This is a genomic window from Erythrobacter sp. JB1-15, from assembly GCF_057365035.1.
Genome location: NZ_CP200295.1, coordinates 34820 through 59747, shown reverse-complemented (window position 1 = coordinate 59747; position 24928 = coordinate 34820). Strand labels below are relative to the sequence as shown.

Here is a 24928-nt window from a genome sequence, read left to right as displayed (position 1 = left end):
GGAGTGCAAGAATGCCCCAAAACCTCACCATCGACATCTATTCCGACGTGGTCTGCCCGTGGTGCGTGATCGGGCATGGACAATTGACCAAGGCGCTGGCCCAATTGGACGGCGAAATTACCGCCGATATTCGCTGGCGCCCGTTTGAGCTGAACCCCGACATGCCCGCACAAGGCGAAGAAGCCGAAGCGCATTTGCAGCGCAAATATCGCCGCTCTGCCGAAGAAGGCACAGCGATGCGCAACCAGATGAAGCAAATTGCAGCGGATGCAGGGGTGTCGCTGTCCTATGAGGGGGAAGGGGAGGCGGATGCGCCCCCTGCGATGATGTGGAACACCCGCGATTGTCACAAGCTGCTCGCCTTCGCGCTCGAACAATTGGGGCCGGTAGCGCAGACGCAGCTGAAACTTGAGCTATTCAAAGCGCACTTCAATCACCGCCGCAGCTTGGCGGATCGTGATGTGCTGCTTGATCTGGCGGCAAAAGCTGGCCTCCACCGCGAAGCGGCCAAGGCGGCCCTCGATGATCCCGATCTCGAAGCCCGCGTGATCGCCGAAGAACGCCAGGCTTGGGATTTCAACATCACCGGCGTACCAGCGATGATCGTGAATGATAAATTCATGATCCCCGGCGCGCAATCGCCCGAAACCTATGTAAACGCCCTGCGCCGCGTCGCTGCCAAAACGCGCGAAGTTGCGTCTTCCTAACGGTTCGCTACGTAGTTGCGCTTATGAAAAGCATCCTTGTCGCCGCAATTGTCACCGCCATCGGTCTGGCGTTTTCGTGGTTTCTCGGCAGCGTCAGCGGCACGCTCTATGGCTATCCGCTTACATTCCTGTGCGCTTTGATCGCGTTTGCGGTGAACTGGATCGCTTTTGTCCCATCGGCCGCCGCAAAGGCGGATACGTTTTACGACACTATCGGCGCGGTGACCTATTTGTCCGTCACCGCCTTTGCCTGCTGGGCATCGGCTCCGCTTGATCTGCGCGGTATGGTCATTGCGGCGATGGTCGGCATCTGGACGGTAAGGCTGGGCACATTCCTGTTTATCCGCATCCATGCGAGCGGCGGTGCGGATTCCCGCTTTGACAAGATCAAGACGCATCCGGCGCGCTTTCTCGTCGCGTGGACATTGCAGGCGGTGTGGGTGATTTTCACTGCAGCCGCTGCGATGGTCGCCATCACCGCCGAAACCCGCGCGCCCATTGGCCTGTTCTTCTGGGCGGGCGCAGCGATCTGGGCCTTGGGATTTGCCTGGGAAGTGATCGCGGACGAACAGAAACGCCGGTTTAAGGCGGACCCATCGAACAAAGGCGATTTCATCAATGTGGGCCTGTGGAAATGGTCGCGCCATCCCAATTACTTTGGCGAGATTACTTTGTGGACGGGTATCCTTGTGATGAGCGTGCCCTTGCTGTCGGGACTTGCGTGGCTGGCGGTGATCTCTCCGCTGTTTGTCACCTTGCTCCTCACCAAAATCAGCGGTGTGAACCTGCAAAACAAGCAGGCGGAGGAGCGCTGGGGCGATGATCCTGCCTACCAGCAATACCGCAAAAACACGCCCGCTCTGGTCCCCATGCCGCCTAAGGGTTAGTCTCCTCCTGCAAGGGAGAGACAAATGAGTGAATTTGCGCCTCGCACCGCCGTCATCACTGGCGGGGCAAGCGGCATCGGACTGGCTTTGGCAAAGCGGCTGGCAGGGCAGGGCGCGCGGGTGATGGTGGCCGATTTGCCCGGTGCGAAACTGGACGCAGCGGGCAAGCTTGACGGCATTACCGCGCAGGTTTGCGATGTGGCTGACCTTGAGCAGGCCCAGACGCTTGCCCAAAGCGCTTTTGACACATTCCAGCGGGTTGATCTGGTCATCAACAATGCCGGGCAAGGCGGCGTGCATGGCAAGTTATGGGAAGTCGATCCTGAGGCTGCCCGCGCGCATTTCGATGTCAATTTCTGGGGCGTGTGGCACGGCTGCAAAGCCTTTGCTCCGCGCCTGATCGGGCAAGATTCCCCATCCGCGATTTTCAACACGGCAAGCGAGAACAGCTTTTTCTGCGCTGTCCCCCAAACCGCTGCCTATATTGCGGCGAAACATGCCGTGCTGGGTATGACCGAAAGCCTGCGCGGCGATCTGCCGGCCCATGTGCATGCAGGCGTTATCATTCCAGGCTGGGTGTTCACGCCGCTTGGCCCGGAGCAATTTATGAAACTGGGCATGGATGTGGAGGATTACATCGACATCATCCTGCCCCAGATCACCGCGCGGCGGCGGTTTGTTGTCAGCCATGGCTATAACGCGGTTCGCATTGCTGAGCGGATGGATGAATTGGATGAGAGCTATAACCGCTACGCCCTGCCAGCGGATGAGGATGCGAAACACGATGTGCAGTCGGTGATGGCGGCGCTGCGATCGGCGGGGGCTCAGACGAAACCGTAACGGGCCTGCTCTGGGCAAGCCCTTGGCAAAGCGCGGCTTTATGGTGTAGTTAACTCACCGAATGCTGCGCTGGGGGATCACGGGCAGGATTGACTATCGCTTTTGTGCAAGGAGTCTTTTCGCATGACCACTCTTTCTTTCTCGCGCCTTTTGATTGCCACACCCTTGATTGCCGTGCTCGCCGCATGCGGCGGGGAAACGGCCGAAACAGGGGATGGTGACGGCACAGCAGCAGGCGATGCGCCGCCCGCCATCGCTGAACGACAAGAGAATTTTGAGAAGATCGGCGATGCCTTCAAAGCCATCCGTGAGGAACTGGAAACAGACAATCCCGATCTCGCCTTTATAAAGACATCGGCTGAAGATATCGGCGCGCGTGCAGAGGTTGCCAAGGGTTTGTTCCCCGCAGGAACCAGCGTCGATGATGGCTATGACACTGAAGCTTTGGCCACTATCTGGGAAAAGCCCGAAGAGTTTGAGGCCGCCGCGCAGGCTTTGGTCGAAGCCGCTGGTGAAATGGCGAGCCTTGCCGATGCTGGAGATGCAGCCGCGGTTGGCGCAGCGGTCGGCACGGTGGGCAAAAGCTGCAAGGGCTGCCACGACAATTTCCGCGTCGATGATGATTGATCGCCCGCGCGCCTGACGGTGTAATTCGTGTCTTCAACAACGCATTCCATTCGCCTGTGGGACTGGCCCGTGCGGCTGTGCCATTGGAGCTTTGCTTTACTGGTGCCTGCCATGTGGTGGACGGCTGATAACTCGCATTGGGGCTGGCATATGCGGCTGGGCCATGTGCTGCTTGGCTTGCTGATATTCCGCATCATCTGGGGCTTCATCGGGACGCGAACGGCGCGCTTTTCGCAATTTGTGCGCGGGCCGGGCGCAGTGCTGGATTATCTGCGGGGGCGCTGGGATGTGAAGCGCAATATCGGCCATTCGCCTTTGGGGGCTTTGTCAGTGGTCGCACTGCTCGGCGTGATGCTGGCACAGGTGAGCATGGGGCTGTTTGCAGGCGATCCTTATGACGGCGCAACCGGGCCATTGAATGATCTGGTGAGCATCAGCACAGCCGATTTCCTCACCGACACGCATGAATGGTTCTGGTGGGTCATCGCCGGAATGGTGGCGCTGCACCTAAGCGCGATTGCCTTTTACGGCTTCGTGCGAATGGACGACCTGATCGGCCCCATGGTGAGCGGCGAGAAAACAGTGCCAGCCGAGGTTGAAGGCATCGGCAAACCAGGCGCGCGGGCCTTTGCAGCGCTGGCGGCGGCGATTGGTGTTGCGGTTTGGGTTTGGTTTGGGGCTGCGGGGCTGGGGTGATGGCGAATGGAAAGCCTTTGGGCATTTACGGAGCAAAAGATCAAAAATATAAATGGTTCTCAAAACCCGGCAAAGGCCTTCTCTTTGCTTGTATTGCTACTTGTTCTTGCTGGATGCGACGATACGTCTGAAATTCAGCGAGCCTCGGAACAAAGCACTTGTGAGAAGCAGTTTAATAACCGCGCCATAAGTGGTTGGGCCAAACGAATGGTTCAAGCTGACAGGGAGGGCACTGCCACTTTAACATATGTTGTGGACTTCCCTTTTGACGATCCGAAACGTCTGGAGAACGCTCTGGCCTTGCTACCCGGAGCCAGTCAGGAACTGAGTTTTCAGGACAATGGCTCAGTGCGTGCGGTCATAACCGGCATGAGCGTTCCAATTGCTGTTGTTTCATCGAATGATGGCAAAACCAATGCCGAAACACCGATCGCAAACACCCTCTGCGGGGCTGTCGCACAAGCAAAAGGATCGCTTGCTTTTGTGTCTGTCCATACGAAAGGCTACGAGATGGATACTGGCAAGCTTTGGCTTTCACCAGTTCCTTAGCTGCGCGAGTCTGGGATGACTGTAAGTGGCGACTGGTCCGTTGGCCCTAAATCAACCCCAACCGCTCCAACTTCCCCGCCAGTTTCCCCGGCAGCGCGTCGCCAATATCCTCGCCGGGGGCTAGATCGCGCGGCGGATCGCCTTTCAGGTATCGCCAGCCTTGGTGGGCGCGTTTGGGGCGGGGGTCTACTCGGATGAGTTCCGGCTCCAGCTCGATCAGCCAGCGCCCGCTATCGGTTTGCGAAAACCCGTTGATGACGGAGCGCGCGACAATGGCGTGCTGGTGGATCCAATAAAGCGATCCGCCAATGCAGTCCTCCCATTTGGTCGGGCGGTATTTGGTCGTCAGATAAGGACTGCGCGGCCCAGCATACCAGCTTTCAATATCGGCATAGCTGGTCGCGCCGAACGCGATCTTGGTCAGGTGAGTGGGCATGGGGCAAATGTAGCGATTGAATGAGTGCGGACAAGCAGATGCCCGTCAGGCTTGTCGATAAAATGCGCGCGCCTAAAGCGAAACCATACCGCTCAGCACCGCGAGCCCCAGAAACGCGAAAAAGCCCATGGAGTCGGTGATCATCGTCACAAACACGGAAGACGCAAGCGCCGGGTCTTGATCCAGCCGTTCAAACACCACCGGCACCAGCACGCCGGCGAGGCCCGCAACCGCGATGTTGATGACCATGGCAGCGGCAATCACCGCGCCCATCATCGGCGAATAAATCAGCCCCGCGGCAATCCCGATCAGAACCGCCACAGTAATGCCGTTGAGCACTGCAACGCGCAATTCGCGCCAGACCGTGCGCCAGGTGTTCGACCGGGTGAGCTGATTGGTCGCAATCGCGCGCACGGCCACGGCCATAGTCTGCGTGCCTGCATTGCCGCCAATGCTCGCAACAATCGGCATCAGCACGGCGAGCGCAACCAGCTGCTCAATCGCCGCGCCGAAAAACGCGATGATGGCAGAAGCGACGACGGCGGTGCCAAGGTTCGCGATCAGCCAGCGCACACGGCTGGAATAGGCTTCGCGGATCGGCTCGTTAATGTCGCCATCGCCCGCGCCCGAAAGCAAAAGCGCATCCTCGCCCGCTTCTTCGGAGATGATGTGGACGACATCATCCACTGTCATCTGCCCCACCAAACGCCCGCTTTCATCGACCACTGCGGCTGAAATCAGTGCGTATTTCTGGAACATCTTGGCGACTTCTTCCTGATCCATCGTGACAGGGATCAAGGTTTGGTCGCGTTTCATCACATCAGTAAGAGCGATGGTGCGCGGGGTGGTGAGTATCCAATTAAGCGAGCATGTGCCGACCGGATGATGGGCGGCATCAATCACGAAAACCTCAAAGAAATCGTGAGTTAGATCGCCTTCTTCGCGCAGGTAATCAATCAGATCGCCCACGGTGAGATGTTCGGGCACCGCCATCACATGGCGGTTCATCAACCGGCCAGCGGTTTCTTCCGGATAGGCGAGCGCGCTTTCCACGGCGGCCTGCGTTTCCGGCTCCAGTTCGGCGATGATGGCGCGCTGATCGACCTCGTCGAGATCTTCCAGCAGCTGCACCGCATCATCGGTTTCCAGCTGTTCGGTAATCGCGGCGACATCGACAGGGGCCAAGGCCTCCATCATATCCTCGCGCACGTGGTCGTTCAGCTCCGCGACCACATCCGAGCTCATCAGATCGGTGATCGATGCGGCGAGCTGCGACCGCTCATCCTTTTCCAGCAATTCGAGAAGGTCGGCGATGTCGGCGGGGTGCAGCGGTTCAACCCGGTCATAAACCTGCGCCTTATCCCCTGCATCCAGGGCATCGCGCACTGCGTTCACATATTCAGGTTTAAGCCTGTTTTCCTCATCATGACGCTCATCATCGACCCGGTCATCCGGGCGCACTGCCTCCGCTTCCATGGTGAGCGCGTCGTCATCAAGAGCGGAAGGATCGACCATGGATGCGGGTTTACGCAGCATCGCATCAAAAGCAACCGCTTACCGCAGGGGATTGAGGGCGTCGTGGGTGGGTGACATGCGCGCGTTTACTGCTTAAGAGCCGTCACACATTAACCCCGTTCGCCCTGAGCTCGTCGAAGGGCCGTCCTTTCTTTTTCCCACATTCAAGAGAAAGAACGATGCTTCGACAAGCTCAGCATGAGCGGATTTTTTTGAAGTTGGAGAAACAACATGGCCGATACACTCACATTCACTCTCGACACAGGCGATGGCGAGGGGAAGGATGTTGTCATCAAACTGCGCCCCGATCTGGCACCGGGCCATGTCGCGCGCATCACCGAACTGGCCAGCGAAGGGTTCTATGACGGCGTCGTGTTCCACCGCGTGATCCCCGGCTTTATGGCGCAAGGCGGCGATCCCACCGGCACCGGCATGGGCGGATCGGACAAGCCTGATCTGAAAGCGGAGTTTAACGCAGAACCGCACACCGAGGGCACCTGTTCAATGGCGCGTTCGCAAATGCCAGACAGCGCGAACAGCCAGTTCTTCATCTGCTTTGAAGATGCAGAGTTTCTGGATGGGCAATACACCGTGTGGGGTCAGGTGACGAGCGGCATGGAGCACGTTCACGCTCTGCCGAAGGGTGAGCCGCCGCAAGCTCCGGGCAAGATTGTTAAGGCGAGCGTGGCGTAACCACCCACAAGCCCGCTCATGCTGAGCTTGTCGAAGCATCGTCCTTCTTTTTGAGAGCGAGGTTCCCAAAGTGAAGTACGGCCCTTCGACAGGCTCAGGGCGAGCGTTTTTCTTATTTGCTCTGCTCCTCACCCTCTCCGCCTGCGCAACCTATCCCGACATCTCCCAATCCCGCTCGCCCTGCCGCCTTGAACCCGGCGGGTGGTGCGAATTTGTGCGGGAAGGGGCAGTAGAAGCCTACCCCTATGTGGTCGCGGCAACGCAGGCTTACCGGGGTGATGATGATGTGTTTGCCGATACAGGCCCGCGCCTAAGGCCGATTGCGCGCTCGCCGATTATGGAGAGCTATCTCGATAAAGGCTTCGGTTATGAGCTGTTCGAACAGTTTGAACGCAGCGGGGACAGCGAGCCAAAAGCGCGCATTCTCGCCTTTCGCGGGACCGATTTCGACGGGCTGACCGATATATTCTACGGCACGCTTCGCAATGATCAGATCGATATCGCGGTGCGCACATTTGAAGCCGAAGCCGCCCGGTTCACCGATGATGTCCCGTGGGTGGTAACCGGCCATTCGCTGGGCGGGGCGCTCGCCACCGAGGTTTCGATCAAATACCCCGAAGTGCGCGCGTTCATGTTCAACACCTCCCCCTTTTACGGCGGAGAGGACATGCAAAACGACATCCGCCGCACCGTCTTTAACGAACGCGGCGAAGTGTTGCGGCGGCTCGCCAAATTCGACGCTGCGCCTGCCGCCGATGTGTATGAGCTGAATTGCTCACCTCAAAAAGATGCGCTCTCCAAGCACAAGATCCGCCCGCTGGCCGATTGTCTGGTGTGGATCGCCGCCTATGAGGATAAGGGAGCACTTGAAATCGTGAAAGCCAACGCTGTTGCCAAGCCCGCGGTGGAATGCGGCCCCGACGATAAACCGCATCCGGGCATACAGCGCGGCCCGGTAAAGCCATGCGTGCATATCGCACGGCGGGCCAAGGGTGATGACGCCGATTGAACCCTCGTGCGTTCCCCGCTAGGTGCGCTGCACAATGAAACCGACAACTGAACCCAGAACCGCTCCCGGCGAGACGCCCAAAACCTACCGCGTCAAAAGCTTTGGCTGCCAGATGAACGTCTATGATGGCGAGCGTATGGGCGAGCTGCTTGATGCGAAAGGCATTAAACCTGCAGCCGATGGTGAGGATGCGGATCTGGTGGTGCTCAACACCTGCCATATCCGTGAAAAGGCAGCGGAGAAGATTTACTCCGATATTGGCCGGCTGACCAAAGGCAAAACGCAGGAAAAAGCCCCGATGATCGCGGTGGCGGGATGTGTCGCTCAGGCAGAGGGTGAGGAGATCATGGCGCGCGCGCCTGCCGTTTCCATGGTCGTCGGCCCGCAGGCCTATCACCGCTTGCCCGATATGCTCGACAAGGCGGTGAAGGGCGAACGCGCGACCGACACTGATATGCCCGCGATTGCCAAATTCGGCGCGCTGCCGGGGCGCAAACGCCGCGCTCCATCGGCGTTTCTGACCGTGCAGGAAGGGTGCGATAAATTCTGCACCTATTGCGTGGTGCCTTATACGCGCGGAGCAGAAATATCGCGGCCTTTCAGTGATCTGATTGATGAAGCTCACAAGCTGATCGAAGCGGGCGCGCGCGAGATCACACTGCTTGGCCAGAATGTGAACGCATGGGCGGGTGAGGATGACAAGGGCAGGGCGGTTGGCCTTGCAGGGCTGATCCGCGCGCTTGCTCCATTGGATGGGTTGGAGCGTATTCGCTACACCACCAGCCACCCCAATGACATGGAAGACGACCTTATCGCCGCGCATGGTGATGTGGCGAAATTGATGCCGTATCTCCATTTGCCCGTGCAGTCAGGCAATGACCGCGTGCTCAAAGCGATGAACCGCGCGCACACAGCAGAGAGTTATCTGCGGCTGCTCGAACGCTTCCGCGAAGCGCGCCCTGATATTGCGCTGTCTGGCGATTTTATCGTCGGCTTTCCGGGAGAGACCGAGGCTGAATTTGAAGACACTTTGGCGCTCGTGGATGAAGTGCGGTATTCGCAAGCCTTCAGCTTTAAATATTCCCCGCGCCCAGGCACGCCTGCGGCCACCATGGAAAACCAATTGCCGCGCGAGGTGATGGATGACCGGCTCGCCCGCCTGCAAGCGCGCCTCAACCGCGATCAGCGCGCGTTCAACGATGCGCTCGAAGGGAAAAGCTGCACCATCCTGATCGAACGCAAAGGCAAGCTGCCCGGCCAATGGCTCGGCAAATCGCCCTGGCTCACCAGCGTGTGGTTTGCCGAGGAAGAAGACGGCGGAAGCGCGATTGGCGATATGGTCGAGGTGGACATGGTCGAGGCGGGGCCAAACGCCATGCGGGGCGTTCTGCGATAGCGCTTTCGCCCCCACCCGCAGTCCGGGCCGCTATGACAGCCGCGTGACTTTCCACCACCATAACCCCCGCCCAAGCTTGCTTTGCGCACGGGGGCGCTTACCTTTCCGACTCGACAACAGGGCCAGATGCAAAGGAACTTATGGGCCGCAGACCAACCCGCTCGATTGATCCGGCAGTTTTGCCCGATCCCATCCTCGCCGAAAAAGACGCCGCGCAAAGCGCCGCTGTTATCAAGGCGGAAGCAGGGCGCGCGAAAGCTGAGCTGAGCTTTGAAAATCAGGCCCATCTGGGCGCGCTGTTTGGCGAATTTGATGCCAATCTGGTGCAGGTGGAAAACCGGCTATCCGTGATGATCCACGCGCGCGGCGATAAATTGCTGATCGAAGGGGGCGAGGACAATGTCGCGCGCGCTCGCGATACGCTGACGACCATGTATGACCGGCTGGCGCAGGGGCAGGATTTGGATGCGGGCGCGATTGAAAGCCTGATTGCGATGTCGAACGAGCCGACATTGGAAGGCATCATTTCGGGCGATGATAAAGATCCGCCCATCATGATCCGCACCAGGCGCAAAACGATTGTGCCGCGCTCTGCCACGCAGATCACCTATATGCGCAGCCTTGTGCGCGATGACATCATCTTTGCGCTGGGCCCGGCAGGTACGGGCAAGACGTATCTCGCGGTCGCGCAGGCGGTGAACCAGCTGATGACGGGCAGCGTTCAGCGCCTGATCCTGTCACGCCCGGCGGTGGAAGCTGGCGAGAAGCTGGGTTTCCTTCCCGGCGATATGAAAGACAAAGTCGATCCCTATCTGCGCCCGCTTTACGATGCGCTGTATGATTGCATGCCGCCCGAACAGGTGGAGCGCCGGATCGAAAGCGGCGAGATTGAGATTGCGCCGATTGCATTTATGCGCGGGCGGACACTGGCCGATGCGTTCGTGATCCTTGATGAGGCGCAGAACACCACGCGCGAACAGATGAAGATGTTCCTCACCCGCTTTGGCCAGAACAGCCGAATGGTCGTATGCGGCGATCCGCGGCAAGTCGATATCCCCGGCGGTGACCGGATGAGCGGGCTGGCCGATGCGGTGGAAAAGCTGGAGCATACAGACGGTTTCGGCACAATCCGCTTCGGCGCAAAAGACGTGGTGCGCCACCCGATCGTGGGCCGCATTGTTGAGGCGTATGAAGGGTAGGGCGGCAAGCAATCCGCTGATTTAAGGGCCGCTAAAGGTGCTTTGTTGCGATATCAGGAACGGCGCGAATTGGGAGTGGAAGCGGGCTACTTTGGCTCGAGCTTTCAATCCCTTCACTAAAGCGAGCACCAAAACTTCCTTGTGAATTGTCCGCCAGTCTGTTCAGAAAGCCCCGCTGCACCAATAGCGATTAGGCGCAAGCGCACGATAATTTACAAGTTTCTATCATTTGCTGCGATATAAATACGCAAGATGGCATTCTATTATTCTTTAGTAGTCAAGTTGACTGCGATGTTTGCTGCATTCTTCGTGCACTCGATAGGCCATGCGCAATCCACAATTGTGTACCAAGACGATTTTGAGGGCACTGTAACGGGCTGGACTGTCAACAATACGGATTTTGACGCTGACGTTACGACCTTTCTCGGCCGCTTTGACAATTCGCCCAATTCGACAAGCCGCACCTTTGCTATTCCTCCCAGCACTGACCGCGTCGAGATCGAATTTGATTTCTATCGTTTCGATAGCTGGGATAATACCGCCCGCTGGGGCTTTGATAGGTTTCAGGTCGATATAGATGGCATCCAGATTTTTTCACTTCCATTCCCCAATCCGCAATCGGCGCGCTCAGGGAGCCTCGGAAATGTTGACTGGTCGCACATACCTTTGACAGGCACAGTGGAGCTAGCTTTTGGCACGGGTCAGTTTTGGTTCGACCAACTTCACCGATTTACAATTTCGATTGATGACCCTGGACCAACGCTAGATCTGACCTTGCGTTGCGCGCTGAACCAAGGTGGCAATGATGAGTCGTGCGGCTTTGATAACATGACCGTCACGGCATTTCCTGTGATGCCAGCCATTGCAGCGCAAAAGGTATCCGCCATTGTTGGTAACGGGTTCGCTATTCCTGGTAACTTAGTTAACTATACAGTTTCGGTCAGCAACACCGGCGGCCAAGCAGATTCAAACTCTGTGGTGATCGTTGACTCGTTACCTCCTGAATTGACTATGTTTACCGGAGATTTTGATGGCTCAGGAAGCCCGGTTCAGTTCATCGATTCCAGTACGCCCCCATCTGGTCTAAGTTGCTGCACGTCTGCCCAAATCGAATATTCTAATTCGACTACATTTCCGCCAGTATTTGGATACATCCCTGTTTCAGAATTTGATCCGGCCATCACCTACTTTAGGATCACTCCCAGTGGCACCTTGCGAGATGCTCAACTCGCGCCAGTCGATGTAGATTTTGTGTTTAGGGCAATGATCAAATAGCAACATGAATGCGCGCGCGGGTTTTGTCTTACGCCGGAACGGCGTGGCCGCGGATTCTGGGCGGGTAGCAAAATCTCAGTGTATGCCGGCGTTATCGCGCTTTCCTACCTGATCCAACCTGCCTTATAGCACCCGCCATGACACCTTCCGCCGCCATCCTGTCACCTCTTCAGATTGCCGAGGTGGGCGCAGCGCGTTTTTCTTCTCTTGGACCGTGTAACATGCGGTCCATGTCTTTGGCCATGTCTCGGCTAACTATCTGTAATCGCGTGACAGAGGCGGGGGCCGCTTGATGAATCTCGACATCGACATCGAAGGCTGGCCAGCGGGCGATTGGGAGGCGTTGGCCGAGGGTGCCAGTGAGGCCGTGTGCGGTGTCGCGCCCGAACTTGCCAATCAGCGCCTGTCCACCAGCCTGCTGTTCACTTCCGATGCTGAAGTCCATGCTCTCAACCGCGAATGGCGTGAGCGCGACAAGCCGACAAATGTGCTGAGCTTCCCCATGCTGGAGCGCGAGGCGCTGCTGGGTCTCGCTGCCGATGGGCCGCCCGAAATGCTGGGCGATATCGCGCTCGCCTTTGAGACCTGCAAGCGCGAGGCGGCGGACAAATCCATCCCGCTTGAAAACCACGCAGCCCATCTCATCATCCACGGTTTGCTGCATCTGGCCGGCTATGACCATGTGACCAGCGAGGCAGAAGCCGAAGCAATGGAAGCTTTGGAGATAAGCGCTCTTGCAAAACTGGGTATTCCAGACCCATATAACGACAGATCTGCATAGGAGTGATCAGTAGGGGCAATGCCCGATTCCCAATCCACCGCCGGAGAAGCGGAGAGTAGCAGCGGGCTGTTGTCCGCATTTCGCAAATTGCTAAAGCTCGACGATGGCGATCGGTCTTTGCGCGCGCAGCTCGAAGAGGCGATTGACGAGCACGAGGACGAAAACGGCAACACCGCGCCCGATGATGGCAGCGGAGCGGGCAATGGCGATCTGCTGGCGGTTGAGCGGCAGATGCTGCGCAATCTGTTGCACTTTTCCGATCATGATGCCGATGATGTGGCGATCCCGCGCGGCGAGATTGTCGCAGTGGATGCCTCGATCAGCTGGGACGAACTGGTCGCGACATTCTCGCAGCACGGTCATTCGCGCATTCCGGTGTACCGCGAAACGCTGGATGATGTGATCGGCATGATCCATATCAAGGATGTGTTTCCCTTCCTTGCAGGGGGCAAAACGCCGCCAAGGGATTGGACGGTGCTGATGCGCCAGCCGCTTTATGTGCCGCAATCGCGCGGGGCGCTCGACGTGCTTGCCGATATGCGCAGCCGCCGGGTGCATCTGGCCATTGTCCTTGATGAGTTTTCCGGAACAGACGGCATCATCACCATCGAAGACCTCGTCGAAGAAATCGTCGGCGAGATTGAGGATGAACACGATGAGACGCCCGAGGCCCTTATTGTGCCCATAGGCGAGGGGATGTGGGACTGCGCAGCCCGCGCCGAATTGGAAGATGTTGCCGAAACAGTCGATCCGCGCCTTGCCGAAGTCACTGAATCGGTGGACACTTTGGGCGGGCTTGCATTCGTGCTGGCAGAACAGGTGCCGCAAGTGGGCCGGATATTGGAGCATCCCTCGGGCTGGCGGATCGAAGTGACAGCGGGCAATGAAACGCATGTGAAGCGCCTGCGATTGCACGCGCCTTCAGTTGAGAATGACTTGCAATAATTGCATTTAGCGCCGCCGCGCGCACATTTTCCTTCGATTTTTTGCATCCATCAGTCTCGACAACCGTAGCTCTTTCGTCAAAGGAGCAAAATCATGCCGTCACGTCGTCTTCCCCCTTGCGCGCGCTCGAAGCGTTTATGCGCACTGTCCGTTTGGGATCAGCCCGTGCAGCGGCTGAAGAGATTGGCCTGTCGCCTTCGGCTTTGTCGCGCCGGATCACCAATCTGGAGGAATTTGTTGGCAAAAAACTGTTCACCCGCGCGCGCCAATCCATGCAGCTCACCGATGAGGGTCAGGCGTTTTACGAAGCGGTGAACCCGCATATGGAAGCGCTTGCGCGCGCGGTGGAAAGCCAATCGGACAACATCTCGCTGCTGCGATTGCGGCTGGGCGTTTTGCCGCTGTTTGGCAGCCAGCGCCTGTTCCCGCGCCTGGGCGAATTGCGCAAACGCCATCCCTTGCTCCATATTGATATCGACACCGGGCCGCATCTGGAAGACCGCGTGGGCGATACTCTGGATGCAGCGATCATCCTGTCACGCGGGCCTGCATCGGGTTTGCATGCGGTGCGGCTTGACCACAATCTCGTCCATGCGATCTGTTCAAAGGACGTGGCGCGCACGGTTGGCGATCATGTGAACGCGCAGAGCCTCGCCAAACAAACCTTCCTTATTCACAACGAATTGCCCGAAAGCTTTGTTGCGTGGAAAGCCGCGCATCAGCTGGAGGATATGGAGCCTTCTGCGATTGACCATTACGATTCCGGGCAATTGATGCTGGAGGCGGCAGCGCAGGGGCTGGGCATTGCTATCATGCATGATGATCACATGCGCCGCGCAGCCGATAACCGGTTGACCGAATTGTCGAAAAAGGACGTCGAGAGCCCGTACAGCTACTGGTTTGTGTGCAAACCCACTGCGCTTGAGACGCGGCCTGTGCGGCTGTTCCACGATTGGCTGGTGCGCGCTGGGCTTTAATTCAGCGCGTCACATGTCAAACCTGTGTGTCGTCGGGCACTTTGGGGCTGGGCGGCGCTTCGTATCGGATCGGCGGCACAGTGTGCGCAAAATCGCGCAGCGGCCCGCCTAGCGCATCGATCAGAGCCTCTTCGATCCGGCGGCGCGCTTCTTTGCCAATGGCTTTCCGGCCGCGAAAATCTTCGGGGCTGAAGGGTTCGAGGAAATTGACGCGCAGTTTGAAGGTGCCCTTGCGTGCCAGCACACGTTTGGCGTTGTTCAATCCGCCTTCCTCGCCAATCCATCCGATCCATTCGGCAATATCGCCGTAATCGAGCAGAACCGGCTGAACCAGAACGCCGGGCGGGGGCGGTTCGAGCACGCTTAACATGCTGGTTTTGAACGGTAGCAGCGATCGGCCATCGGTTGTCGTCCCCTCAGGAAAGACAGTGACCGACCAATTGTCCGCCAGCGCCTCTTTTAGCAGATTGATCTGATCTGCCACGCCCAGACGGTGTTCGCGCTTTACGAAAACGGTGCGGTTCAGCGAGGCAAGCCAGCCGACCAGCGGGGATTGTTCCAGCTCTGCCTTGGCGACGAACGCGGTGCCGCTTGCCCCTGCGAGCGAGAGAATATCGATCCAGGACACGTGGTTTGACACATAAAACACATCGCGTTTGAGATGGGTGCCAATCGTCTCAACCCGTGCGCCTGAAACGCGCGCGGCATACCGCAGGAACAGCATGGGAAAAGGCGAGCCATAGGCAAAGATACGGTAAGCAAAGTGCAGCGGCACAAAGATCAGCATCAGCACGGCAAGCGCGGCAACCCGCACCGACAAACGCAGCCATCCGCCCAATGAAATCGGGGTGGTTTCCCCGCGGGCAGCGCCGACGCGCAATTCCCAATCGCGGGCCTGTGCAGCGGATGCAGTCAGCGGTTTGTCGCCAGTTGGGGTGGGGGAGGATGACACCCCTTAATCCTCACGCGAGAGGCGCACGCCGTACAATTCCATGCGGTGATCGACCAACCGGTAACCCAGCCGTTCCGCGATTTGGCGCTGGAGGCTTTCCACTTCGGGATCAACGAATTCGACCACTCTGCCGGTTTCCACATCGATCAGATGATCGTGATGCGCCTCGGGCACGGGTTCATAACGCGAGCGGCCATCGCCGAAATCGTGGCGATCCAGAATGCCCGCCTCTTCAAACAGGCGAACGGTGCGATAGACAGTGGCGATAGAGATTTTGGGATCGACCGCTGATGCGCGGCTGTGAAGCAGTTCCACATCGGGGTGATCATCGCTGTCAGACAAGACCTTGGCGATAACACGGCGTTGTTCTGTGATGCGCAGGCCTTTTTCTGCGCATAATTGTTCAAGGTCAATTTTCTGGCTCAACTCACAAGCTCCATTTCACAGCGTGGCCGTGCAGGCCAGCATAACGCTCCCTTGGCAACTGTCCTTAGCCAGACCGGGCGCGCTGCTCAAGGGATGGTGATCGAGCAGAGTGAGGGGATGTGCAAAACCGTGCCACGACGCCAAAGGAGCGGGCTGCGCCCACCGCTCCTTTAGCGTTGTGTTTAATGAGTGAGAACGCTCAGCCTTTATTGCGTCCGCGTCCGCTCCCCGGTTTACGGCCAAGGCCGATTTTCTTTGCGAGATCGCGGCGTTTTTCTGCATAGTTTGGCGCCACCATCGGATAATCGGCAGGCAGGCTCCAGCGTGCGCGATATTCCTCCGGGCTCATATCATAATTGGTGCGCAGATAGCGTTTGAGCATTTTCAGCTTTTTGCCATCTTCGAGGCACACCAGATAATCCGGCTTTACCGAAGCGCGAATAGACACTGCCGGTTCGGGCAGCACTTCTTCTTCGGCTTGACCATTTCCCAAATGGGACAGGGCGCCGTAAACGCTGGTAATCAGCTCAGGCACATCGTTTACGGTCACGTCATTATTGCTGACATGAGCCGCCACGATATCGCTGGTGAGCGTGATAAGCGTTTCTTTCATCTCCATTTCCAAATCTTGCATGAGTTCCTCTTAAGTTATCTACTCGGATTTTTCCGATAAATAGCGCATGAACCACGAATGCACTCATTGCAATATGATAACGAATGAAACCGGATGTTTATCTGTCGAAAAAGCGATGAATAGAGATAATCATAGTGACTTTGCAAAAGTAATAGCATCTATTCTGGAGCCATTGGACATACGGTAATATTGGGAGCGCTCACCAATAGGCTGAAATCCGGCCTTGAGATATAAGTGCTCCGCCGGATTACCGCGCCGCATTTCGAGGAAGACGCGGGCCGCACCGCGCGCTTTTGAAGCGGCAAAAAAGGCCTGCATCAGCGCATCACCCAGGCCTGTGCGGCGAAGGTCTGGCAGGACTGCAATCAGCAGCAATTCTTCTTCGTCGGCTGCATGGCGTGACATGACAAAGCCCGCCGCATCCTGCGCTGTTTCTCCATCGGTGATTGCGGTGCCGCGCGCATCAATCAACAGGGCATGCGTGCTGTGCAGCGACAGGGCATCTGCGACCTGCCGGCTATTCCATGCCTCGCCAAATGCGGGATCAAAGGCGGCTTCCATCACCGTCATGATGTGACCGACTTGGGCGGTGCGCGTCATCATTGGGCGGCTTTGCCGGCGGGCTGGGGAGGCGACTGGAGAGGCGACTGGGGGGCGGGTTTTTGCGGGGTCGCATCGGGCGCGCGGCCATAAACGGGCGCGAGATTGGCGGTCAGCACCTCATCGCTTAGCAGATGCGCGTGACGTGCATCGGGCAGGGCGAGGATTGACTGTTTGTGAGGGGTAAACAGCTTTGCACAATCATCGGCGCGGTTGCCGACAATGATTTCGTGCGCTTGCATTTGTGCAGCCGCCTCAGGACGCAGGGACTGCGTTTCGGTTTCGGCTCGCCTCTCGGCATCAAAGTTCTGCATGAACCATTCGCCATGCCCGCCATTCATGCACACGGTCAGCGCGGCGCGCTTTTCCCCCGATGCGCCCGCCGCCAGCAATGCAAGCGTGGGATAGCCCAGCACCTGGGCGCCCCAGGCAAAGCCCAATGCGCGTGCGGCCGCGATGCCGATGCGGGTGCCGGTGAAACTACCGGGCCCAAGCGAGACAAGGATACGCTGCGCACGCCCTTTATCAGGCAGCGCAGCAATCATCGGCACCAAAGCTTCGGCATGGCCGCGGCCCAGTACGCGGTGATCATGCGCGACCAGACCTTCGCTGCTGAACAGGGCAACAGAGCACGCTTCACTGGCGGTTTCGATGGCAAGTGTCCGCATCGACAAGCCCGATGCATCAAGGCGGCGGCGGCTGCAAGCGCGGATGCGCATGCAGGTTTTACCACACCCGAATTACACGATGGCGTTGAACGTCTCAAAATCGGGGCGAGGGGAGCGATCAAAAATGCTCTCCGGATCGCCATAGCCGATAGAGCAGATGAAATTCACCCGGTGGCGCGGTTCATCGGAAAAGAACGCAGCATTCACCGCATCAGCATCAAAGCCTGACATCGGCCCGCAATCCAGCCCCACAGCGCGCGCGGCCATAATCAGATACGCGCCTTGCAAAGCGGAATTGCGAAACGCACCTTCCTTTCGGCCTTCCTCGTCGCCTTCGAACCAGCTTTTGGCATCGGTATGCGGGAACAGCCAGGGAAGCTCTTCGTGAAAATCAATGTCATAGCCGATGATCGCGGTAACCGGCGCAGCTTTGATTTTGTCTTTATTGCCATCGGATGCGCACTGGGCGAGCTTTTCCTTTTGCTCATCCGATTTCACCCACACGATACGCGCCGGCTGCATATTGGCAGACGTGGGCGCCATCTTCATCAGATCCCAGATCGCGCGGCACTGTTCATCCGAAACAGGCTTGTCCAGCCAGTCATTATAGGTGCGCGCTTCGTTGAAAAGCTGATCGAGCGCGGCGTTGGAAAGCACGGTGTCGTGGAATTGCGTGGTCATGGAAATCCTGTGTTTGAAATGAGTTAGGCTGCTCTCACTTCAACAACTTGCGGCACATAATGTTTCAACAAACCTTCAATGCCGTGTTTCAGGGTCGCGGTGCTGGATGGGCAGCCCGCGCATGCGCCTTGCAAAGTGAGGTAGACGACCCCGTCCTTGAAGCCGCGATAGGCGATATCTCCGCCATCGCCTGCAACCGCCGGTCGCACCCGGGTTTCGAGCAATTCATGAATGGCCGCGATGGTTTCGGCATCCTCTTCGCTGTCTTCGACGGCCATCTGCTCGTCTTCGGCGGGCACTTGAATGCCATCGGCGCTGCCGCCTGCAAACAGGGGCGCCTCGGATACGAAATGATCGAGCAGGATTGCAACGACTTGCGGTTTCAGCGCGCTCCAGTCGCTGCCCGGTGCCGCCGTTACCGTCACAAAATCCCAGCCAAAGAACACGTTGACAACCTCGCCTGTGTCAAAAATGGCCTGAGCCAGCGGGCTTGCCTCTGCCGCTTCGGGTGAGGGGAATTCGCGCGTGCCGCTGGGCATGACGGTGCGGCCCGGCATGAATTTGAGGCTGGACGGGTTGGGCGTGGTTTCGGTTTCGATGAACATCCCAGTAATCTAGTGCGCGTGAGGCCGCGCGGCAATGGCGCTTGTCGCAATTTCGCCTTTGCGCACACATTCACTATCCCTTCAGGCCCGCCTCGCCTATATGGGCGCTATGAACGTTTTGAACCGGGCGACAGCCGCCCTTGCCTTGCTCGCAGCGCCTATTGCGCTGTCTCTCCCCGCCCACGCTCAAGAAGCGGCTCAGCCCCAGGTTTATGGCCAAGGCGTGCCAGAGGCGCGCAGCCTGCAAACCGGCGATGAAACCCCGTGGCTTTACCGGGGCAGCGATGTTCCGGTGGATGATCAATGGCTGTTTGGCGAAATGGACAATGGCCTGCGTTATGCCGTGCGCCGCAATGGCGTGCCGCCGCAGCAGGTTTCGATCCGGGTGCGCGTGGATGCAGGCTCTTTGCATGAACGCGATGAGGAACAGGGATTTGCCCACCTGTTGGAACATATGCTGTTCCGCGAAAGCAAATATCTTGGCCCCGCCGAAGCGATTGCCGCGTGGCAGCGGCTTGGCGCGACCTTTGGCAGCGATGCGAACGCGGAAACCAGCCCCACGCACACCGCGTACAAACTCGACATTCCCAATATCGACCCGGCCAAATTGTCTGAGAGTTTCAAGCTGCTTTCCGGCATGATCCGCGAACCCGTTTTGAACGATGTCAATGTCGCGGCGGAATTGCCGATTGTGCTGGCGGAAAAGCGTGAACGCGGCGGCGCATCAGAGCGCGTGGCAGACCTGTCGCGGCGCACTTTCTTTGCCGGACAAAGACTGGCGACGCGCAATCCCATCGGCACGGTGGAAACATTGAACGCGGCGACAGGCGCCAGCGTTCAGGCGTTTTATGACCGCTGGTACCGACCTGAAAAAACCGTGATTGTCGTTGCCGGCGATGCCCCTGCCGAAGTGCTTGCTGGCCTGGTTGAGCAATGGTTTGGCGATTGGGAAGGCACAGGCGAAGCAGGCACCGCGCCCGATTTTGGCGATCCTGTGCCCCCTGCGGGCAGCGACGGCGCTGACGCTACGCCAATCGGCGAACTTGCCGTGGGAGTGGAAGCGGACTTGCCGCGCAATCTGACCTATTCGATCCTGCGCCCGTGGCGGCCCGTTCAAGATACGATTGTCTATAACGAAGGCCTGCTGCTTGATGCGGTGGCTCAGGCGATCATCAACAGGCGGCTGGAAACGCGCGCGCGTGCCGGGGGATCATACCTTTATGCGCAGGTGCAACAGGACGATATCTCGCGTTCAACCGATGCGACATTTGTATCCTTTGCGCCGCTGTCTGATGACTGGCAGACCGCTTTACGCGATGTGCGCGGAGTGATCGCCGATGCGGTCGCCAATGCGCCAACGCAGGAAGAGATCGACCGCGAAGTCGCCGAATTTGACGTGGTCTTTGCCAATCAGGTCGAGCAGGAAAGCGTGCAGGCTGGATCAGAGCTGGCTGACAATATCGTCAACGCGGTCGATATTCGCGAAACGGTCGCCGCTCCTCAAGTGGTGCTGGATGTGTTTCGCGGCATGAAACAGCGTTTGAACCCGGCAGAAGTGCTCGAACGCACGCAGAAACTGTTCGATGGCGATGTCATGCGCTCTGTCTATGTGACGCCTGCGGCAGATGAAGCGGATGCGGCAAGTTTGCGGCTGGCGCTCGCGCGGCCAGCGGTCAGCGACAGTTCTGCACGGCTGGCAGCGCAAACCATATCGTTTGACGAATTGCCCGCCATCGGCACGCCGGGCGAGGTTACCTCGGCTGAGCCTTTGGGCATTCTGGATGTGGAGCAGGTCAATTTCTCCAACGGCACGCGCGCTTTGCTGTGGGCGAACAATGCAGAGCCGGGCCGGGTCACGGTAAAGGTCCGTTTTGGTGCCGGTTACCGCGCTTTTGATGAAAGCAATGCGGTTTATGCGCCGCTGGGCAATATGGCGCTGGTGGGATCGGGGCTGGGCGAGCTTGGCCAGAACGAGATTGACCGGCTGGCCACCGGGCGCAAGCTGGGGTTTGATTTTGCGATCAGCGATGCGGTGTTCACTTTTACTGCGCAAACCCGGTCTGATGATGTGGCGGATCAATTGTATCTGTTCGCCGCAAAACTGGGCATGCCGCGCTGGGATGCGGACCCTGTGATCCGCGCCAAGGCTGCGGGCGAATTGGCCTACAATTCCTATGCCACCAGCCCGTCAGGCATCCTCAACCGCGATCTGGAATATATCGCCAGCGGGCGCGATGCGCGCTTTGCAACGCCGGGGCCCGATGCCTTGCGCGATGTGACGCCCGAACGCTTTCGCGAAGTGTGGGAGCCGTTGCTCAAACAGGGCAATATCGAAGTGCTGATTTTCGGCGAATTTGACCGCGATGCGATCGTTCAAAAATTGGCCGAAACCTTCGGCGCTTTGCCCGCGCGCGAACCCATTGCGGCAGATATTGCCGCGCGCATTCCCGGCTTTCCTGAGGACACCAGCAGCCCCACGGTTCTGAAACATCGCGGCGATGACAATCAGGCGGCTGCGGTTATCACGTGGCCATCGGGCGGCGGCATGAAAGCCATTCGCGAATCGCGCCAGCTTGAAATCCTCACTCAGATTTTCAACAACCGTCTGCTTGAGGCTTTGCGTGAAAAGCTGGGCGCGAGTTATTCGCCGCAGGTCTTTTCGCGCTGGCCCACCGATATTGCTGGCGGCGGCAGGATCACTGCGCTCGCTCAGATGGAGCCTCAATTGGTGCCAATCTTCTTTGCCGAAGCCGACCGCATCGCGCGCGATCTGGCAGCCAATCCGCCGACACAGGACGAATTGGCCCGCGTGACAGAGCCGCTGGCGCAATTGGTGCGGCGCGCTTCGACCGGCAATCAGTTCTGGCTTTACAATCTGGAAGGCGCGAGCACCGATCCGCAGCGTGTGCCGCTGCTGCGCACTTTGCTCCAGGATTATTCGCAGACCAGCCCGCAGATCATGCAATTCCTGGCTGATCGGTATTTCGCGCAGCGTTCTCCGCTGAAACTCGCAGTGATCCCCGAGGGGCAGGAATTGGCGCAAGGCACAGCGGATGGTATCGCGCCGTCTGCTCCGCCCACTGCCGATGCTGTGTCCGGGCGTTGATCGGATCGTCCGATCAGTGATCTGAATGGAATAAAGTTGCGGTGCGCTGCCAATACGCTTTACAAATAGAACCCGCACCGTGTAGCCGCGCGCTCCTGAAGCGATAACTCGCCGTTACAGGCCGCACCCGAATGAAAGAAAGCGAACCCACTCCCATGGCTCAAACATGGACACCTGAAAGCTGGAAAGCCCACGAAGCGCGCCATTTGCCGCATTATGAAGATGCAGCTGAGCTGGCCGAGGCTGAAGGGATACTCGCCGCTTATCCCCCGCTGGTGTTCGCAGGCGAGGCGCGCGCGCTCAAAGCGGACCTGGCCGAGGTTGCCCATGGCAAGGCGTTCTTGCTGCAAGGGGGAGACTGCGCGGAAAGCTTTGCCGAATTTCACCCCAACAATATCCGCGATACTTTTCGCGTGCTGCTGCAAATGGCGGTGGTGCTGACATTTGCGAGCAAGCATCCGGTGATCAAAGTCGGACGCATGGCGGGCCAGTTTGCCAAGCCGCGCTCGGCAGCGACCGAAACCATCGGCGATATGACTTTGCCGAGCTACTTTGGCGATAATATCAACGGGATAGAATTCACTCCTGAACAGCGCCGCAACGATCCGATGCGCATGGTGCGCGCCTACAGCCAGGCGGCATCAACGCTGAACCTGCTGCGCGCTTTTGCAGGGGGCGGCTATGCCAATCTGCGCCGGGTGCACCAATGGACGCTCGATTTCATGGGCCGCACGCCCTGGGCGGATAAATTCTCCCAAACAGCGGGCCGCATTGGCGAAGCGCTTGATTTTATGGAAGCGTGCGGGGTTGATCCGGCCACCGTCCCGCAATTGCAGGGGACCAGTTTTTACACCAGCCATGAAAGTCTGCTGCTGCCTTACGAACAGGCTTTGACCCGGCAGGATTCGCTGACAGGCGATTGGTACGCGACATCGGCGCACATGTTGTGGATTGGCGATCGCACCCGGTTTGATGGCAGCGCGCATATCGAATTTGCGCGCGGCATCGGCAATCCGCTGGGCATGAAGTGCGGACCCTCGCTGGAACCCGATGCCCTGATCCGTTTGCTGGACAAATTGAACCCTGACCGCGAGGCCGGGCGCATCACGCTCATCAGCCGGTTTGGCCATGACAAGGTGGAAGACGGCCTGCCCAAACTGGTGCGCGCGGTTCAGCGCGAAGGGCACCCGGTGGTGTGGAGCTGTGATCCGATGCATGGCAATGTCATCAAATCCGATAGCGGTTTCAAAACGCGCCCCTTCGACCGGATCCTGACAGAAGTGAAAGGGTTTTTCGCCGTTCACCGCGCAGAGGGAACCCATCCCGGCGGCATCCATATTGAGATGACCGGCCAGGACGTGACCGAATGCACTGGCGGCGCGGTTGAAATCACCGATGAAGCATTGGGCGACCGTTATCGCACCCACTGCGACCCCCGTTTGAATGCGGAACAATCGCTTGAGCTGGCGTTCCTGATTGCCGAAACGCTCAATTCAGAAGTGGGCGAAAAACTGGGCGCGCCAGCCGCCGATGCGGCCTGATCGAGCGCTGGGTTAAACCGCCGTTTCGGAGGTAAACTACGTAATTGCCCGCAGGGAGACTTGCGCAGGCTCACAAGGGTAAGTTCCTAAAGCTTGGGGCGATGCAAATCGATCTCGCCCCTTTTGCTGGTTCCGGCATGTTGCTCGTTCTGTCGCTTGCGCTGATTTGCGTGGCGGCAGTGGCGCTTGTCACGGTGTTCACCGCAAGGCGCGAGACGCAAACGGTTGCCCGGCTGGCGCGGGAACGCGCGCGCAAGATGAGCGAATTGCTGCGCACCATGGGCATGGCTGAGAAAATCGCAGGGCTGGGCATCTGGCAATATGATCCGGCCTCAGGCGCGCAGCAATGGTCACCCGGAATGCGCGAAATGTTTGGCGTGCGCCACAGCGATCCGCTGGTCGAAGGCGATGCGGAAACGCTGCTTTATGCCAATGATGTGGATCTGATTGGCAATGTGGCGAAACGCGCCAATGTCGATGGGCCCTACACGCTTAGCTTTGACATCCACAGCTATGATGGCGGGATGCGCACATTGCGGGTGGAGGCGTGCAATCTGCGTGGGCGCAGCGGCGCGATCAGCCGGGTGGTCGCAGTTCTGCGCGATGTGACCGATGAAAAAGAACGCGTGCGCGAGCTGGAAAAATCGCGCCTGATTGCGGTGAAGGAAGCCAACCACGCGCGCAATCTGGCCGATACCGATGCGCTTACAGGATTGGCCAATCGCCGCCGTGTGATGGCAAAGCTGGATCATCTGGTGGTCGCGGCGCGCAAGAAACAGCATTCGCTGGTGCTGGTGATCTTTGACATCGATCACTTCAAATCGGTGAACGACACCTATGGCCATCCTCAGGGCGACAAAGTGCTTAAACGGGTTGCGCGCATTGCCTCGCAGCAGGCGCGCGATGGCGATCTGGTGGGGCGCGTGGGCGGGGAGGAGTTCGTCTGGATCGTCCCAGGCGCAAGTCGTCAATTTGCCAGCACCATGACAGAACGCCTGCGCAAAGCGATATCGGCTGGCAGCGCAGTGGGCGATGTGCCGCCAGTGACAATCAGCATGGGCTATGCCGATTTGATGGACGATGACACATCGCTGACCCTGTTCGCCCGCGCGGATGAGGCGCTGTATGATGCCAAGAATTCGGGCCGCAATAAGGTGTGCATGGCGGCTTAGAGGCTGCTTAC

Annotated in this window: 26 protein-coding genes; 17 read left to right on the top strand and 9 right to left on the bottom strand. The window is 58.4% G+C overall.

Going from position 1 to position 24928, the window contains the following annotated elements:
* The first annotated feature begins 11 nt into the window (after positions 1-11).
* The 6 genes from AC0V6L_RS00320 (at position 12) to AC0V6L_RS00295 (ending at position 4306) form a co-directional block, all read left to right on the top strand.
* Positions 12-707 carry a DsbA family oxidoreductase gene (locus AC0V6L_RS00320; RefSeq protein ID WP_486152087.1) on the top strand — a complete coding sequence of 232 codons (696 nt, stop codon included), beginning with the start codon at positions 12-14 and terminating at the stop codon, positions 705-707.
* A 23-nt stretch (positions 708-730) separates the two neighbouring features.
* On the top strand, positions 731-1594 hold the full coding sequence (locus AC0V6L_RS00315; protein ID WP_486152085.1) for a DUF1295 domain-containing protein: 864 nt from the start codon (positions 731-733) through the stop codon (positions 1592-1594).
* 24 nt (positions 1595-1618) lie between these two features.
* On the top strand, positions 1619-2434 hold the full coding sequence (locus AC0V6L_RS00310) for an SDR family NAD(P)-dependent oxidoreductase (RefSeq protein WP_486152083.1): 816 nt from the start codon (positions 1619-1621) through the stop codon (positions 2432-2434).
* A 123-nt stretch (positions 2435-2557) separates the two neighbouring features.
* On the top strand, positions 2558-3061 hold the full coding sequence (locus tag AC0V6L_RS00305) for a c-type cytochrome (protein ID WP_486152081.1): 504 nt from the start codon (positions 2558-2560) through the stop codon (positions 3059-3061).
* Positions 3062-3088: 27 nt separating this feature from the next.
* Positions 3089-3757: a cytochrome b/b6 domain-containing protein gene (locus AC0V6L_RS00300; RefSeq protein ID WP_486152079.1), complete on the top strand. Its 669-nt coding sequence runs from the start codon at positions 3089-3091 to the stop codon at positions 3755-3757.
* A gap of 6 nt (positions 3758-3763) precedes the next feature.
* Positions 3764-4306: a hypothetical protein gene (locus AC0V6L_RS00295; protein ID WP_486152077.1), complete on the top strand. Its 543-nt coding sequence runs from the start codon at positions 3764-3766 to the stop codon at positions 4304-4306.
* 46 nt (positions 4307-4352) lie between these two features.
* On the opposite strand, the gene AC0V6L_RS00290 is transcribed toward AC0V6L_RS00295, so the two are convergent.
* Positions 4353-4742 carry a DUF1489 family protein gene (locus AC0V6L_RS00290; RefSeq protein WP_486152075.1) on the bottom strand — a complete coding sequence of 130 codons (390 nt, stop codon included), beginning with the start codon at positions 4740-4742 and terminating at the stop codon, positions 4353-4355.
* Positions 4743-4814: 72 nt separating this feature from the next.
* On the bottom strand, positions 4815-6257 hold the full coding sequence (mgtE, locus tag AC0V6L_RS00285; RefSeq protein ID WP_486155024.1) for a magnesium transporter: 1443 nt from the start codon (positions 6255-6257) through the stop codon (positions 4815-4817).
* A 231-nt stretch (positions 6258-6488) separates the two neighbouring features.
* Here mgtE and AC0V6L_RS00280 point away from each other — a divergent pair, with 231 nt between their 5' ends.
* The 8 genes from AC0V6L_RS00280 (at position 6489) to AC0V6L_RS00245 (ending at position 14532) form a co-directional block, all read left to right on the top strand.
* Positions 6489-6950, top strand: a complete 462-nt coding sequence (locus AC0V6L_RS00280; protein ID WP_486152073.1) for a peptidylprolyl isomerase — start codon at positions 6489-6491, stop codon at positions 6948-6950.
* 70 nt (positions 6951-7020) lie between these two features.
* Positions 7021-7959 (top strand): hypothetical protein, encoded by a 939-nt coding sequence (locus tag AC0V6L_RS00275; RefSeq protein WP_486152071.1) that lies wholly within the window; start codon positions 7021-7023, stop codon positions 7957-7959.
* A 34-nt stretch (positions 7960-7993) separates the two neighbouring features.
* On the top strand, positions 7994-9355 hold the full coding sequence (gene miaB, locus AC0V6L_RS00270) for a tRNA (N6-isopentenyl adenosine(37)-C2)-methylthiotransferase MiaB (protein WP_486152069.1): 1362 nt from the start codon (positions 7994-7996) through the stop codon (positions 9353-9355).
* A 140-nt stretch (positions 9356-9495) separates the two neighbouring features.
* Complete coding sequence (locus AC0V6L_RS00265; RefSeq protein ID WP_486152067.1) at positions 9496-10554, top strand: PhoH family protein; 1059 nt, start codon at positions 9496-9498, stop codon at positions 10552-10554.
* A gap of 291 nt (positions 10555-10845) precedes the next feature.
* The gene (locus AC0V6L_RS00260) at positions 10846-11829 is read left to right on the top strand and encodes a hypothetical protein (RefSeq protein WP_486155023.1); all 984 of its coding nucleotides are present in this window, start codon (positions 10846-10848) and stop codon (positions 11827-11829) included.
* Positions 11830-12121: 292 nt separating this feature from the next.
* The gene (gene ybeY, locus AC0V6L_RS00255; protein WP_486152065.1) at positions 12122-12610 is read left to right on the top strand and encodes an rRNA maturation RNase YbeY; all 489 of its coding nucleotides are present in this window, start codon (positions 12122-12124) and stop codon (positions 12608-12610) included.
* Between the two features lie 18 nt (positions 12611-12628).
* Positions 12629-13555 carry a hemolysin family protein gene (locus AC0V6L_RS00250; RefSeq protein WP_486146968.1) on the top strand — a complete coding sequence of 309 codons (927 nt, stop codon included), beginning with the start codon at positions 12629-12631 and terminating at the stop codon, positions 13553-13555.
* A 137-nt stretch (positions 13556-13692) separates the two neighbouring features.
* Positions 13693-14532, top strand: a complete 840-nt coding sequence (locus tag AC0V6L_RS00245; protein WP_486146966.1) for a LysR family transcriptional regulator — start codon at positions 13693-13695, stop codon at positions 14530-14532.
* A 16-nt stretch (positions 14533-14548) separates the two neighbouring features.
* Here AC0V6L_RS00245 and AC0V6L_RS00240 read toward each other — a convergent pair whose 3' ends face one another.
* The 7 genes from AC0V6L_RS00240 to AC0V6L_RS00210 all read right to left on the bottom strand — a co-directional run bounded on the left by AC0V6L_RS00240 (position 14549) and on the right by AC0V6L_RS00210 (position 19098).
* Positions 14549-15484, bottom strand: coding sequence for a lysophospholipid acyltransferase family protein (locus AC0V6L_RS00240; protein ID WP_486152063.1), 936 nt, complete (start codon positions 15482-15484; stop codon positions 14549-14551).
* A gap of 3 nt (positions 15485-15487) precedes the next feature.
* Positions 15488-15910, bottom strand: coding sequence for a Fur family transcriptional regulator (locus AC0V6L_RS00235; protein ID WP_486146963.1), 423 nt, complete (start codon positions 15908-15910; stop codon positions 15488-15490).
* 199 nt (positions 15911-16109) lie between these two features.
* The gene (locus tag AC0V6L_RS00230) at positions 16110-16544 is read right to left on the bottom strand and encodes a Ros/MucR family transcriptional regulator (RefSeq protein WP_486146961.1); all 435 of its coding nucleotides are present in this window, start codon (positions 16542-16544) and stop codon (positions 16110-16112) included.
* Positions 16545-16673: 129 nt separating this feature from the next.
* Positions 16674-17147, bottom strand: a complete 474-nt coding sequence (locus AC0V6L_RS00225; RefSeq protein WP_486152061.1) for a GNAT family N-acetyltransferase — start codon at positions 17145-17147, stop codon at positions 16674-16676.
* Positions 17144-17812: a tRNA (adenosine(37)-N6)-threonylcarbamoyltransferase complex dimerization subunit type 1 TsaB gene (tsaB, locus tag AC0V6L_RS00220; protein ID WP_486152059.1), complete on the bottom strand. Its 669-nt coding sequence runs from the start codon at positions 17810-17812 to the stop codon at positions 17144-17146. The genes AC0V6L_RS00225 and tsaB overlap by 4 nt, the downstream gene beginning before the upstream one ends.
* A gap of 72 nt (positions 17813-17884) precedes the next feature.
* Positions 17885-18493: a malonic semialdehyde reductase gene (locus AC0V6L_RS00215; RefSeq protein ID WP_486152057.1), complete on the bottom strand. Its 609-nt coding sequence runs from the start codon at positions 18491-18493 to the stop codon at positions 17885-17887.
* Positions 18494-18516: 23 nt separating this feature from the next.
* On the bottom strand, positions 18517-19098 hold the full coding sequence (locus tag AC0V6L_RS00210; RefSeq protein ID WP_486146953.1) for a NifU family protein: 582 nt from the start codon (positions 19096-19098) through the stop codon (positions 18517-18519).
* 109 nt (positions 19099-19207) lie between these two features.
* Here AC0V6L_RS00210 and AC0V6L_RS00205 point away from each other — a divergent pair, with 109 nt between their 5' ends.
* The 3 genes from AC0V6L_RS00205 to AC0V6L_RS00195 all read left to right on the top strand — a co-directional run bounded on the left by AC0V6L_RS00205 (position 19208) and on the right by AC0V6L_RS00195 (position 24917).
* Positions 19208-22204, top strand: a complete 2997-nt coding sequence (locus AC0V6L_RS00205) for a M16 family metallopeptidase (RefSeq protein WP_486155022.1) — start codon at positions 19208-19210, stop codon at positions 22202-22204.
* 155 nt (positions 22205-22359) lie between these two features.
* On the top strand, positions 22360-23745 hold the full coding sequence (locus AC0V6L_RS00200) for a class II 3-deoxy-7-phosphoheptulonate synthase (protein ID WP_486155021.1): 1386 nt from the start codon (positions 22360-22362) through the stop codon (positions 23743-23745).
* 101 nt (positions 23746-23846) lie between these two features.
* Complete coding sequence (locus AC0V6L_RS00195) at positions 23847-24917, top strand: sensor domain-containing diguanylate cyclase (protein WP_486152055.1); 1071 nt, start codon at positions 23847-23849, stop codon at positions 24915-24917.
* Positions 24918-24928: the final 11 nt, after the last annotated feature.